General features: G+C 68.0%; 10 protein-coding genes. 5 read left to right on the forward strand and 5 right to left on the reverse strand.

All coding sequences use genetic code 11. From position 1 onward, the window contains the following. Positions 1-30: 30 nt before the first annotated feature. Positions 31-3,918 (forward strand): ATP-dependent RNA helicase HrpA, encoded by a 3,888-nt coding sequence (gene hrpA / locus CJ179_RS03300; RefSeq protein WP_072942384.1) that lies wholly within the window; start codon positions 31-33, stop codon positions 3,916-3,918. A gap of 38 nt (positions 3,919-3,956) precedes the next feature. Here hrpA and nrdR read toward each other — a convergent pair whose 3' ends face one another. Beyond that, positions 3,957-4,421 (reverse strand): transcriptional regulator NrdR, encoded by a 465-nt coding sequence (gene nrdR / locus CJ179_RS03305; RefSeq protein ID WP_015890458.1) that lies wholly within the window; start codon positions 4,419-4,421, stop codon positions 3,957-3,959. Positions 4,422-4,601: 180 nt separating this feature from the next. Then, complete coding sequence (locus CJ179_RS03310) at positions 4,602-5,099, reverse strand: LysM peptidoglycan-binding domain-containing protein (protein ID WP_095860686.1); 498 nt, start codon at positions 5,097-5,099, stop codon at positions 4,602-4,604. Between the two features lie 373 nt (positions 5,100-5,472). On the opposite strand from CJ179_RS03310, the gene lexA reads away from it, so the two are divergent. Beyond that, the gene (gene lexA, locus CJ179_RS03315) at positions 5,473-6,204 is read left to right on the forward strand and encodes a transcriptional repressor LexA (RefSeq protein WP_072942388.1); all 732 of its coding nucleotides are present in this window, start codon (positions 5,473-5,475) and stop codon (positions 6,202-6,204) included. 116 nt (positions 6,205-6,320) lie between these two features. Here the strand turns inward: lexA and CJ179_RS03320 are convergent, their stop codons facing one another. After that, on the reverse strand, positions 6,321-7,463 hold the full coding sequence (locus CJ179_RS03320) for an acyl-CoA dehydrogenase family protein (protein WP_095860687.1): 1,143 nt from the start codon (positions 7,461-7,463) through the stop codon (positions 6,321-6,323). Positions 7,464-7,590: 127 nt separating this feature from the next. After that, positions 7,591-8,919 (reverse strand): uracil-xanthine permease family protein, encoded by a 1,329-nt coding sequence (locus CJ179_RS03325; RefSeq protein ID WP_241031563.1) that lies wholly within the window; start codon positions 8,917-8,919, stop codon positions 7,591-7,593. A 273-nt stretch (positions 8,920-9,192) separates the two neighbouring features. On the opposite strand from CJ179_RS03325, the gene CJ179_RS03330 reads away from it, so the two are divergent. Further along, positions 9,193-10,449 carry an acyl-CoA dehydrogenase family protein gene (locus tag CJ179_RS03330; RefSeq protein WP_095861046.1) on the forward strand — a complete coding sequence of 419 codons (1,257 nt, stop codon included), beginning with the start codon at positions 9,193-9,195 and terminating at the stop codon, positions 10,447-10,449. A gap of 67 nt (positions 10,450-10,516) precedes the next feature. Here the strand turns inward: CJ179_RS03330 and ptsP are convergent, their stop codons facing one another. Further along, the gene (ptsP, locus tag CJ179_RS03335) at positions 10,517-12,187 is read right to left on the reverse strand and encodes a phosphoenolpyruvate--protein phosphotransferase (protein ID WP_095860688.1); all 1,671 of its coding nucleotides are present in this window, start codon (positions 12,185-12,187) and stop codon (positions 10,517-10,519) included. A 197-nt stretch (positions 12,188-12,384) separates the two neighbouring features. On the opposite strand from ptsP, the gene CJ179_RS03340 reads away from it, so the two are divergent. Together CJ179_RS03340 and pfkB are read left to right on the forward strand one after the other, a co-directional pair. Further along, complete coding sequence (locus CJ179_RS03340) at positions 12,385-13,152, forward strand: DeoR/GlpR family DNA-binding transcription regulator (RefSeq protein ID WP_072942464.1); 768 nt, start codon at positions 12,385-12,387, stop codon at positions 13,150-13,152. After that, positions 13,149-14,129 (forward strand): 1-phosphofructokinase, encoded by a 981-nt coding sequence (gene pfkB / locus CJ179_RS03345; RefSeq protein WP_095860689.1) that lies wholly within the window; start codon positions 13,149-13,151, stop codon positions 14,127-14,129. Before CJ179_RS03340 ends, pfkB begins: the two co-directional genes overlap by 4 nt. Positions 14,130-14,141 lie beyond the last annotated feature (12 nt).

Genomic DNA, 14,141 nt, shown 5'->3' on the forward strand with positions numbered 1-14,141 from the left:
TCCACCGGGTTGGCTAGGCTGGGGTCCAGCATGTCCACCACAGCACCCAGCCGGCAGGAACTGAAGAACAGCCTCGGCGAACTCACTCTGCGCGACGAACACCGGCTCCGCCGGCGACTCGACCGTGCCCGCACGCCCGACGCCCTCGCCTCCCTGTCCGACGAGATCGACGCCGCGCGCGGCCGCGTTACCCGAAGACTCGACAGCGTCCCCGCCATCGAGTACCCCGACGCACTGCCGGTGAGCCGGCGCCGCGACGACATCGCGAAGGCGATCGCCGAGAATCAGGTCGTCATCGTGGCCGGTGAGACGGGATCCGGCAAGACGACGCAGATCCCGAAGATCTGCCTCGAACTCGGCCGCGGCGTCCGCGGTCTCATCGGACACACCCAGCCCCGCCGTCTGGCGGCGCGGACGGTCGCCGAGCGCATCGCCGAGGAACTCCACAGCGAACTCGGTGAGACCGTCGGCTACACCGTGCGATTCACCGACCAGGTGTCGGACGGCACGCTGGTGAAGCTGATGACCGACGGAATCCTGCTCGCCGAGATCCAGCGCGACCGGATGCTTCGCCGGTACGACACCCTCATCATCGACGAGGCGCACGAACGCAGCCTCAACATCGACTTCATCCTCGGATACCTGCGCCAGCTCCTCCCCCGCAGGCCCGATCTGAAAGTGATCATCACGTCGGCGACGATCGACCCGGAACGCTTCGCGGAACACTTCGCCGCCGACGGCGTGCCCGCGCCGATCGTCGAGGTGTCCGGGCGCACGTTCCCCGTCGAGATGCGGTACCGCCCGCTCACGGTGGAAGTCGGCGAGCAGACATTCGACCGCGACCCCGTCGACGCGGTGTGCGAGGCCGTCGAAGAGCTCTCCGGCGAGGGCGACGGCGACATCCTCGTCTTCCTCTCCGGCGAACGGGAGATCCGCGACACCGCCGACGCCCTCCGCGACCGCAGACTGCGCGGCACCGAGATCGTGCCTCTGTACGCGCGACTGTCGGCAGCGGAGCAGCACAAGGTGTTCACCCCCCACACCGGGCGGCGGGTCGTGCTGTCGACGAACGTCGCCGAAACGTCGCTCACCGTGCCCGGCATCCGGTACGTCGTCGACCCAGGCACCGCCCGCATCTCCCGCTACTCGGTGCGCACCAAGGTGCAACGCCTGCCGATCGAACCTATCTCGCAGGCCTCCGCCCGCCAGCGTTCCGGTCGTTGCGGCCGTGTCGCCGAAGGCATCTGCATCCGCCTCTACTCCGAGGAGGACTTCGAGTCGAGGCCCGCGTTCACCGAGCCGGAGATCCTGCGCACCAACCTCGCGTCCGTCATCCTGCAGATGACGGCGCTCGGACTCGGCGACGTCGCCGCGTTCCCGTTCGTGCAGCCGCCGGACCCGCGGGCCGTCCGCGACGGCATCGGCCTGCTCGAGGAACTCGGCGCGATCGAACGGAAAGCCCAGAACGAGCAGCCCGTCCTCACCCCGGTCGGACGGGAACTCGCGCAGATCCCCGTCGATCCGCGCATGGCCCGGATGCTCGTCGAGGCGCACCGCAACGGCTGCCTGTCCGAGGTGCTCGTCATCGTCGCAGCACTCTCCATCCAGGACGTGCGCGAACGTCCCGCCGAGTTCCAGCAGGCGGCCGACGAGAAGCACGCCCGGTTCGCCGTGGAGAATTCCGACTTCCTCGCCTTCCTCGAACTGTGGAAGTACCTGCGCGAGCAGCGGAACGAGTTGTCGTCCAACCAGTTCCGCAAGATGTGCCGAAACGAGTTCCTGCACTGGCTGCGCATCCGCGAATGGCAGGACCTGCACGGTCAACTCCGCCAGATCACCCGGGGACTCGGCTGGGAGACCACCGGCACCCCGGCAGGCGAGGCGGCCATCCACCAGTCGCTCCTCGCCGGTCTGCTGTCACACATCGGGCTGCGCGAGGGTGACAAACGGGACTTCCTCGGGGCACGCGGAAGCCGATTCGCGGTCTTCCCCGGCTCGAGCCTGTTCAAGAAGCCACCGCGATGGGTGATGGCCGCCGAACTGGTCGAGACGTCCCGGCTGTGGGCGCGGATGTCGGCCAGGATCGAACCCGAATGGGCCGAGAAGCTGGCGCCGCACCTCGTGAAACGCACCTACTCCGAACCGCACTGGTCGTCGAAACGCGGCGCCGCCATGGCCTACGAACGCGTGACGCTGTACGGGATCCCCCTCGTCGCCGGCCGTGCGGTCACCTACAGCACCATCGACCCCGAGACGTCCCGGGACCTGTTCATCCGCCATGCCCTGGTGCAGGGCGAATGGCAGACCCAGCACAAGTTCTTCCACGCCAACCGCGCACTCCTGGAAGACGTCGAGGAACTCGAGCACCGCGCCCGCAGGCGCGACATCCTCGTCGACGACGACACGCTCTACGACTTCTACGACCAGCGCGTCGGCCCGGAGGCGGTCTCCGCCCGGCATTTCGACTCCTGGTGGAAAGTCGCCCGCCGCAAGAATCCGGACCTGCTCACGTTCACCCAGTCGACGGTCGTCAACGCCGATTCGGCCGCGGTACTCGGCGGCGAATACCCCGACGCCTGGCGTCAGGGCGACATGCAGGTCCCGCTCACCTACCAGTTCGAACCCGGCAACGAAGACGACGGCGTCACCGCCCGCATCCCGATCGCCCTGCTCGCGGGGCTGCGCGCCGTCGGCTTCGACTGGCTGGTCCCCGGCATGCGTGTCGAACTGGTCACCGCACTGATCAAGACGCTCCCGAAGACCCTTCGCCGACAGGTGGTTCCGGCACCGGACTTCGCTGCCGCCGCACTGGCCGCGGTGAAACCGCGCTCCGAACCGCTCACCACGGCGATGGCACGAGAACTGTCACGGCTCGGTGCCTGCCGCATCGACCCCAAGGATTTCGACGTCACCGCCCTCCCCGACCACCTGCGCATGACGTTCGTCGCCGTGGACGAGAAGGGTGCCGTCCTCGGGCGGAACAAGGACCTCGTGTCGCTGCGCAAGTCGCTCGCACCCCGTGTCCAGGTGGAAGTGGCGAAGGCGGCGTCGAACTCGGAGCGGCCCCCCGCACTCACGTGGACCCCCGCGACCCTCGGTTCCCTCGAGGCCACCGTCACACGCGAACTCGGCGGTCAGAAGGTCACCGGCTACCCCGCGCTGGTCCCGGAGGGTGACGGTGTCGCCGTCCGCGTCCTCAGCACCGCCGCCGCCCAGCGAGCCGCGATGCGCGACGGAACGCGACGGCTGCTGCTGGCCGCCGTTCCCACCCAGGCGAAGACGGTGACATCCGGTCTGGGCAACGCGCAGCGGCTGGCGCTCGGGCAGAACCCCGACGGCAGCCTCGACGCCCTGATCGACGACTGCCGCACCGCAGCCGCGAATCAGTTGATCGCCGCACACGGCACCCCGGTGCGCACGCCGCAGGAATTCGACGCCCTCGTCGCGAAGGCACGCGCGGAGATGGCCCGGAACGTGGCGGTACTCGTGCGACTCGTGTCGCCGGTGCTCGAAGCGGACCACCGGCTCGCCGTCGTGCTGGAACGCGCCACCGGCGAGGCCGCCGACGATGTGCGGGAACAGCGGCAGTCGCTGCTGTTTCCCGGATTCGTCGCCGACATCGGCGCCACCCGCCTCCGCGAACTGCCCCGCTACCTCGCTGCCGCGGTCGCACGACTGGAAGCCCTGCCCGGGAGCGCACCGCGCGACCAGAAGGGGATGGATGCCCTCGACCGGGTGTACGCCGGATACGAACGGATGCTCGCCGGCCTGCCGGAAGAGCGGCAGCACTCACCCGAGGTCGACGCGATTCACTGGATGATCGAGGAACTGCGCGTCAGCCTGTTCGCTCAAACACTCGGAACCCCGGTCCCGGTCTCCGAGAAGCGGGTACTGAGCGCCATGCAGAAGGTGCGCTGACGCGCAGGGCAATGCAAGAAATGCGCGGACGCGCAGGCTCAGGCGTCGTCGCGGGATTCGCGGTGTTCGCGTAGCTCTTTGATTTCGCGCGCGAAGTCCTCTGCTGAGCTGAACGACCGGTACACGGACGCGAACCGCAGATACGCAACCTCGTCGAGGTCACGAAGGGGACCGAGGATGGCGAGGCCCACCTCGTTGCTCGGGATCTCCGCGGAACCCGATGCGCGGACCGCGTCCTCGACCTGCTGGGCAAGGAGATTCAGTGCGTCGTTGTCGACCTGCCGGCCCTGGCAGGCACGGCGGACACCCCGCACCACCTTCTCCCTGCTGAACGGTTCGGTGACCCCACTGCGCTTGACCACCGACAGGACGGCGGTCTCGACGGTGGTGAACCGTCGACCACACTCCGGGCACGAACGGCGGCGGCGGATGGCCTGTCCCTCGTCGGCTTCGCGCGAATCGACCACACGTGAATCGGGGTGCCGGCAGAACGGGCAGTGCATGGCGATTCCTTCGTCGTAGCCGTCGTGGCCGCAACTGTTCGCCTCCCCCGATGGCGAACCGACGAAAACGGATTCACGCAGCGGATGCACGATCTCGACGCGACCACACGCGGTGGTGGGACTGACAGCCTCCGAGACTACTCGGCCGCCCGGCGGGACAGTCATGCAGAGCCACCCCCGTCACCGGGTCGCGGAAGACGGGACGATCAGACTCTGGCCCGGATGCAACGCCGAATTGGACATGGCATTGAGCTCCATGATCCGCTCGACCACCTGTGCTACCGGCATTTCCGGCGCGATCCGCGCAGCGACCGCGGCCAGGCTCTCGCCCTGCTGCACCTGCACGACCTCCGTGGCCGCCGAATTGCTCACACTGCCGCCGGTGGCCAGCTGCGCCACCCCGGCGAGCCCGCACAACACACCGGCGGTGATCACGACACCGGCGAGCACCGTCCGCCAGCCGACGTCGTTCGCCCCGCGTTCGTGGTCGGCGCGGGAGACGCCGATGTGGGTGGGCCGGTACGCGACGGCGCCGGACGACGGACGTCGCAACTCCCCGTCGGTGCGCCGGCGACGCGGTTCGGTGCGGTACGACCGTGCGGCGCCGGAACGGACGACACCCCGCTCGAGTGCCTGCCGGTTCAGCACTGCCTGCCGATGGAGAACTGCGTTGCTCATCGGTACCTCCGCTGCTCGTATCCGTGTCGGACTATTGATGCCGGGCTCTTGATGCCGGACTCTTGATGTCGAACTCTTGATGTCGAGAACTGCTGTCGAGAACTGCTGTCGAAAACTGAGGTCGAGAACCGTTGCCGTACCCGCTGCCGAACCGGTGGGTACCGGATCCGGACCGGTGTTCGATCACGCGTTCGAAAGAACACATGTTCGATTTCTACCACGACCCTCCGACAAAGTCTCTACTTCTCGCGACACATGTCGAACAGATGTTTGAAACTCCGGGGAAAGCGGGATAGATTCGTGTCACGCGGCACAGCAGTCACATGCGACCCATATACCGAGAAGATCGACACACAGACGGAGGCACCTCGCCATGAAGGACGACAGCTCGACCGACGGTTCGACTCCACGTGTGAGCGGTGGCTCCGCCGCCGGGTTGACCGACCGGCAGCGCCGCGTCCTCGAGGTGATCCGCACGTCCGTCAACGAGCGCGGTTACCCGCCGAGCATCCGCGAGATCGGCGACGCCGTGGGGCTCACCTCCACGTCGTCCGTCGCCCATCAGCTGCGGACGCTGGAGCGGAAGGGTTTCCTCCGCCGGGATCCGAACCGTCCGCGCGCCGTCGACGTGCGCGGTCTCGACGAGGTCGCGGCGGGCGTCGCCGCGAACGCCGGGACCACTGTCGAGTTGGCAGCGGTCAAGTCCGGTACCGACGGCACACCCCTGCCGGAGCCCACGTTCGTTCCGGTCCTCGGCCGGATCGCCGCCGGTGGCCCGATTCTCGCCGAGGAAGCCGTCGAAGACGTCTTCCCGCTCCCCCGTGAACTCGTGGGCCAGGGTTCGCTGTTCCTGCTCAAGGTCGTCGGCGAATCGATGATCGACGCCGCGATCTGCGACGGCGACTGGGTGGTGGTCCGGCAGCAGAACGTGGCGGACAACGGGGACATCGTGGCAGCGATGATCGACGGCGAAGCCACCGTCAAGACGTTCAAACGCACCGACAACGAGGTGTGGCTGATGCCGCACAACCCGCTGTTCGATCCGATCCCCGGCAACGATGCGGCCATTCTGGGCAAGGTCGTCACCGTCATGCGCAAGATCTAGTCACTGCCGGCGGCAGACACGAGTGGGCCCCACGGCGATCGCCGTGGGGCCCACTCGCATCCACCCCGGTACGGCCGGAGGCCGGAGTTCGTTGCAGATACGCAGGTCGTGCCTCGTCAGAGATTGAGTCCGCGACCGATGATTTCCTTCATGATCTCGGTGGTCCCGCCATAGATGGTCTGGACACGAGAATCCATGTACGCCTTCGCGATCGGATACTCCTTCATGTACCCGTAGCCGCCGTGCAGCTGCAGACACCGGTCGATCAGCCGGACCTGCGCCTCGGTGGTCCACCACTTGGCCATCGCCGCTTCCTGCACCGACAGCTTCTCGTCGTTGAGCAGTTCGATGAACTTGTCGACGAGGACCCGGACGGCCGTCGCCTCCGTGGCGAGTTCGGCGAGTACGAAGCGCGTGTTCTGGAAGCTGCCGATCGACTTTCCGAAGGCCTTCCGGTCGCGGCAGTACTGGATCGTCATGTCCAGCGCCGATTCCATTGCGGCGGCGGCCACCACGGCGATCGACAACCGCTCCTGCGGGAGGTTCTTCATCAGGTAGAGGAAGCCCATGCCTTCCTCACCGAGGAGGTTGGTGGCGGGGACGCGTACGTCGGTGAAGCTCAACTCCGCGGTGTCCTGTGCCTTCATCCCGATCTTGTCGAGGTTGCGGCCGCGTTCGAAGCCCGGCATGTCCCGTTCGACCACCAGGAGGCTGAATCCCTGCGCTCCCTTGCCGGGATCGGTACATGCGACGACGATCACGAGGTCGGCGTTGATGCCGTTGGTGATGAAGGTCTTGGAACCGTTGAGAACCCAGTCGTTGCCGTCGCGTACGGCGCGCGTCTTGATGCCCTGCAGGTCGCTGCCGGTCCCCGGTTCGGTCATCGCGATCGCCGTGATCAGCTCACCCGACGCGAAGCCGGGCAGCCACCGCCGCTTCTGCTCGTCGTTGCTCAGTTCGAGCAGGTACGGTGCGACGACGTCGTTGTGCAGGGTGAAGCCGATGCCGCTGTACCCGCCACGTGTCGTCTCCTCGGTGATGATCGCGTTGTACCGGAAGTCGCGCACGCCGCCGCCGCCGAATTCCTCCGGCACGGCCATGCCGAGGAAGCCCTGCTTTCCGGCCTCCACCCACAGGCTGCGGTCGACGATGTTCTGCTCTTCCCACTTGGCGTGGTTCGGCTCGGCGTGCTGTGCGAGAAACTTGCGGTACGACTCCCGGAACAGTTCGTGCTCCGGTTCGAACAGGGTGCGCTCCACGCCGACTCCTCGTATCAACTGTCTGTTACGTCTCGTTCGAGATACGTCTGGTTCGACGGTAGAGGCGGGGAAGTACGGGGTGAATGACCCAGGTGATCGGGATTCGTGACCCATCCGGTCACCGGTGTCAGCGCTTGCGGAACCCCGCGAGCCAGCGCATCACCGGGTAGGCGACGAGGATGCCCACCGAACCCCACGCAATGCCGCCGAGTTCCACCGATCCGATCGTCAAAGTCAGGTCGCCGATGCCGGCGACGAGCGCGGCGGCGACCACAGTGAGATTCACGGGGTCGGTGAAGTCGACCTCGGCGTCCATCCAGATGCGCACACCGAGGACGCCGATCAGTCCGTACAGCACGAGAGTGGCGCCGCCGATGACACCGTTAGGCACGGTGAACACGAGGGCTCCGAACTTCGGTGAGAACGCGAGAACCACGGCCGTGGCGGCCGCGACCCAGTAGGCAGCGGTGGAGTACACCCGCGTCGCGGCCATCACGCCGATGTTCTCGGCGTAGGTGGTGGTGCCGGACCCGCCACCGAACCCGGCGAGGGTGGTGGCCAGTCCGTCCGCGACGAGCGCATTGCCGGCGACGTCGTCGAGGGACCGACCCGTCATGGCCGACACCGCCTTGACGTGGCCGACGTTCTCGGCGATCAGGACGATCACCACCGGCAGGGTCAGCGCGATCACGGACCATTCGAACGTCGGTCCCCGCAGTTCGGGCACACCGAACCAGGCCGCGTCCCGCAGTGCCGTCACCCGCTCCTCCGCGAGACCGCCGATCACGGCGGCGAACACCCAGCCGACGACGACGCCGACGAGGATGCCGAGGCGGCCCAGCAACCCCGGGCCGAGGACGGTCACGAGCAGGATCGCGAGCAGGGTGACCCCGGCGATCAGTGGTTGTGACTCGAACGAATCCACCGCGGTGGGTGCGAGATTGAGCCCGATCAGCGCCACCACGGCGCCGGTGACGACCGGCGGCATCACCGCGTCGATGACCCGCGACCCGGCCAGTTTCACCGCGACACCGATGACGAGCAGCAGCAGACCTGCGGCCGCGACACCGCCGAGTTGCGCTGCGGGACCGGAACTCTGCGACGCCGTCAGCGGCGCGATGAATGCGAACGACGACCCCAGGTAGCTGGGGATGCGTCCGCGTGTGATGAGCAGGAACAGGGCCGTCCCGATACCCGAGAACAGCAGGGTCGTGGTGACCGGGAACCCGGTGATCGTCGGCACCAGGAGGGTGGCGCCGAACATCGCGATGACGTGCTGCATCCCGATTCCGACTGTGCGCGGCCAGGTGAGGCGCTCGCCGGGAGCGACCACCTCGCCCTCGCTGATCCGCCTGCCGTCGCCGTGCAGCGTCCACCCGAACGCGCGCGTGGTAGCGGACGGGCCGTCAGAGCCGCCGACCGGACCGTCGGGGGCGTCTGTTTCTCTTTTCGTCACAGTTCGCCAATAGTAGGCACGATCTGGGAGTTTCGCGCCGCCGGGACCGGATCCACCGATTCGGCGACATTCACCCCGCGCGCTCGATTGCCTACTCGTTCGCTCCACGGCAACAGTCGTGCGTAAACCGACAAGACACCGACGTTCCGATCGACGCATGATGAGTGACGTCGCTCACACAGCGGTGGCCGATTCGAGTGGCCGCCCGCCGGATCCCAGCGATACTGCGCGATGCCGCGCTGCTGCGTACTCGACCCACAGGAGACGAACATCATGGCCATTGACTTCACGTTGACCTCACAGCAGCGTGAGCTCCAACTCTCGGCCCGCGATTTCGCCGGTAAGGCATTGGCAGACGTCGGCAAGACGATTCGCCATCTGCCCACGGCCGAAGAGAGATTCCTCGCCACCCGCCCTGCCTACGAAGACGTTGTCGCACAGGGGTGGCTTCGCAAGGTCATCCCCGCGCCCGCGGGCGGAGAGGGTAACGGGATGGTCGACCTGGCGTTGATCGCCGAGGAGTTCTACGCAGTCGATGCGAACGTGTCGCTGACGCTGTTCGCCTCACTACTCGGGCTGCTCCCCGTCCTCAACGCCGGCAGCCCCGACCAAGTCCAGCAGACATTGCGCCCCTTCCTGTCCGGCACCGGCGCCCCGCTCGCCGCCTTCTGCCACAGCGAGCCGGGCGGGATCGCCAACTTCGACGAACCTGTGCCGGCTGAAGGGACCCGCACCACCGCGGTACTCGACGGCGATCAGTGGGTGATCAACGGCGCGAAGCAATGGATCAGCAGCGCAACCGGCTGGGACTCGAAGGGCGCGGACATTCTCACGGTGGTGTGCCGCACCGATCCAAATCCCCAGACCCGAGCGGCCGCCGACCACTCGCTGTCCGTCCTTCTCGTGCCTACACCCGACCATGGCTTCGTATCCGACGAGAACTTCGAGACGATGGGCCACCGAGGGCATCTCACCCCGCGCTTCCACTTCGAAAATGTTCGGGTTCCGCGCGAGAACGTCCTCGGCGAGGTCGGCGGCGGCAAGGCCTTGGTCGAGGCGAGTTTCGCCGGCACCGCTGCCCTCGTCGGAATCTTCGGCGTGGGACTCATGCGTTCAGCCTTCGACTTCACCCTCGCGTTCGCCAAGCGTGAGCGGCGCGCCGGCCGGGTGCCGATAATCGAACATCAGGCGGTCGGGTATGCGCTCGCCGACGCGAAGATCGCGATCGAGACCGCCCGGTACCTGAGCTGGAAGGCCTGCAATGCGCTCGACCACGAACTGCCCAGTGCCCTCGAACTGGCTGTGCAGGCGAAGATCTACGGCTCCGAGACCGCGGTGAAGGTCATCACCGACCTCATGCGCGTCGTCGGTATCGACAGTTACAACCACAACCTGCCTCTCGCAGGGCTCCTGCAAGACGCGATCGTGCTGCCGCTGTTCGACGGCGGAAATATGGGAGTTCGCCGGCGCCAGCTCCACAGCCTGCTCGCGTCACCGGACTACGACTCACTCGACACAGTGACGACCTGAGAGCTGGGCTCGAGGACGGAATTCCTCGAGCCCATCGGGCGGTGAGTGGCCGGAATCCGGCGGTCGACTACGCGCCCAACACTCGTACCGCCGCGGCCCGCGCCTCCGCGGGATCGCTCGTGGCGAGCACGTCCTCGGCGGCCCGGCGGCAGTCGTCCAGCGTGACCGATCCCACCTTCGCCCCCACACCGGACACGGCGGCGCCCGCGCAGGACAGCGACGTGACACCGAGTCCGATCAGGACGCAGGCGAGCAGCGGGTCGGCGGCGGCCTCGCCGCAGACGCCGACCGGCTTGCCCGCCGCGACGCCGGCCTCGGCCGTGCGCGCGACGAGCGCGAGAACGGCCGGCTGCCAGGGGTCGGTGAGCGACGCCAGATCGGACGACATCCGGTCGGCGGCCATCGTGTACTGCGCGAGGTCGTTCGTGCCGATGGACAGGAAGTCGACGTGACGCAGGAGGCGGTCAGCTAGTAGCGCCGCGGCAGGCACCTCGACCATGACCCCGGGCACGAGACCGCGGGCGCGGACCTCGGCCGCGAACGATTCAGCCTCGGCGGGAGTCGAAATCATCGGCGCCATCACCCACGGCTGCGACTGCGTCTGCTTCGCCGCGGCGGCGACGGCGTCGAGTTGCCTGCTGAGGATGCCCGGGTTCTGTTCGGCGATGCGGATGCCGCGGACCCCCAGCGCGGGGTTCGCCTCGTCGGCGTGGTTGGCGAAGCGCAGCGGCTTGTCCGATCCCGCGTCGAGGGTCCGGATCACCACTTTCCGGCCCGCGAACGCGTCGAGCACCTCGCCGTAGATCTCGGCTTGCTCGTCGACGCCGGGCTCGGAATCGCGGTCCAGGAAGCACAACTCGGTGCGGAACAGTCCGACGCCCTCGGCGGCGGTCCCGGACGCCGACCGCGCCCCGGCCCCGTCCTGCACGTTGGCCAGAATCGAGACGGCGTGCCCGTCGCTGGTGCGGCCCGGCCCTTCCCAGGACTGGATGCGGAGCCGTTCGGCGCGCCCGTGCTCCACGGCGGCGCGGGCCTCGACGGGGTCCGGTTCCATCACGAGTTCGCCCACCGAGCCGTCGAGGAGGACGGGGGTGCCCGAGACGACGGATTCGAGATCACGCACCGCGACGACACACGGGATGCCCAGCTGCCGCGAGATGATCGCGGTGTGGCTCGTCGGGCCGCCGAGAACGGTCACGAGTCCGACGATCAGCTCGGGATCGAGACCGGCGGTGTCGGCGGGCGCGAGGTCCTGGGCGCAGAGGATCGACGGGGTCGTGGGCACGGGGATGCCCGGCTCGGGCAGGCCGAGGAGTTCGGAGACGACGCGGTCGCGGATGTCGCGCAGGTCGGTCACGCGTTCGGCCATCAGCCCACCCATCTTGGTGAACAGGGTGACGAACTGCTCGGTGGCCTCCGCTGCCGCCTCCCCGGCCGGGGTTCCGCCGGCGATCAGCTTCTGCGCCGCACCGAGCCAGCCGCGGTCTGCGGCCATCGCCGCGTTCGCCTGCAGCACCTCTGCCGCGGCGCCGGAGACGCTCGCCGCGCGGTCGCGGAGTCGCTGCGACACCACGGCGGCCGCTTCCTCGAAGCGGACCTTCTCCGCGTCGCGCGACGCCTCGTCGATCCGGGCGGATCCGGGTGCGACCTCCGGCCGCGGGGCCGGCCAGATCACCGGCGCGTAGGCAATGCCCGGTACCACCGGCGTACCTCGCACGATTTCACGGTCTTCGGTCATCGGGTCCTCCTGGCCGGCTCGTTCTGTCGTCACACAATCGGAAATGCGAATCGACTATGTGACGGAGATTACTCTCAACTCTTGACATGTCAACACACTCGGGCGTAAAACAACATGACACAACATTTCGTGTGATGCAGACCATAACGGATCTCGTCACCGAACACTTCATCGACGAGAACAGGAACGGGGTCACGGTGTATCCGGAAGAACGCCAGCAAGCGGTCACCACGCTGATCTCGCAGCGGGGGCGCATGTCGGTCGCCGACCTCTCCGACACCTTCGGCGTCACCACCGAGACCGTGCGCCGCGACCTCGCGCTGCTCGAACGCCTCGGCCACATCCGTCGCGTGCACGGCGGCGCGGTCCCTGCCGGTTCCCTCACCGTCACCGAACCCGGCATGACGGAGCGCGATCACACCCGCGCCGAGCAGAAGGATCGGATCGCCAAGCGCGCCGCCGCCTACCTACCGCCGTCCGGTGGCAGCGTGCTGTTCGACGCGGGAACCACCACCGGGCGCATCATCCCGGAACTGCCGTCCGATCTGGACCTCACCGTGATCACCAACTCGGTGCCGATCGCGGCCCGGCTCGCCGGACTCAACTCGGTGACCCTCCACATGCTCGGCGGCCGGGTCCGCGGGATCACGCAGGCCGCCGTCGGCGAGGAGGCGCTGCGCATCCTCGACGTCCTCCGCGTCGACGTCGCGTTCATCGGCACCAATGCGCTCAGCGTCGGCCACGGCCTGTCCACACCGGACACCGAGGAGGCCGCCGTGAAGCGTGCGATGGTCCGCTGCGCCAATCACGTCGTCGTGGTCGCCGACTCGTCGAAGGTCGGCCGTGAGCACCTCGTGAGCTTCGCCCCCATCCACAGCGTCGACATCCTCGTCACCGACGCCGACATCACGCCCGCAGACCGAGCCCACTTCCACGACCAGGGAATCGAGGTGGTGATCGCATGATCGTCACGCTGACCGCCAATCCGAGCATCGACCGCACCGTCAACCTGCTCGGGCGCCTCGAACGGGGAACCGTCCTACGCGCAGCCGCGACCCACAGCGACCCCGGAGGCAAGGGCGTCAACGTCGCCCGCGCGCTCACGTCCGCCGGTGTCGACGCGGTTGCGGTGCTGCCCGGCAACGCGGGCGACCCCCTGCTCACCGCCCTGTCCGAGCACGGGATCGAGCACGTGACCGTGGCGACGTCCGGTTCGGCACGCACGAACATCACCATCACCGAACCCGACGGCACCACCACCAAGATCAACGAACCCGGTGTCACGATGTCGGCCGGATCCCTCGCCGATCTGCAGTCGGAGATCATCGAACGCGGGTCCCGGGCCGAATGGGTGGTGCTGTCCGGTTCCCTACCCCCGGGCATCCCCACCGACTGGTACGCCACGCTCGTCGAGGCGCTGCGTTCGGCCTCCTGCCGGGTCGCCGTCGACACCTCGGACGCCCCGCTGCTCGCACTCGCGGACCGGTTCCCGGCGGCCTGCCCCGACCTCGTGAAACCGAACAGCGAGGAACTCGCGCAACTCACCGGCGCCGACGGGCACCTGCTCGAGGAGTCCGCGCTGCTGGGAGACCCGACGGCCACCGCCCACGCGGGCAGGCAACTCGTGGACCGTGGGGTCGAAGCCGTCCTCGCCACGCTCGGCGCCGCGGGCGCCGTTCTCGTGACGGAGGCCGGCGCCTGGTGGGCCACGCCACCACCGATCGTCGCCCGCAGCACCGTCGGCGCCGGCGACTCCTCGCTGGCGGGCTACCTGGCAGCGCAGATCTCCGGCGCGTCGCCCGCGGACTGCCTCCGATCCGCCGTTGCCTACGGCAGCGCGGCGGCCGCCCTCCCGGGCACCACCCTGCCGACCCCCGAACACGTCGACATCGACGCCGTCACCGTCACCGCCCTCAGCTCCCCCGCCCCCGATCCGGCCTGAACCAGAAGGAAA

This window comes from Rhodococcus sp. ACS1 (genome assembly GCF_002300155.1).
GTDB classification, from domain to species: Bacteria; Actinomycetota; Actinomycetes; order Mycobacteriales; family Mycobacteriaceae; genus Rhodococcus_F; species Rhodococcus_F koreensis.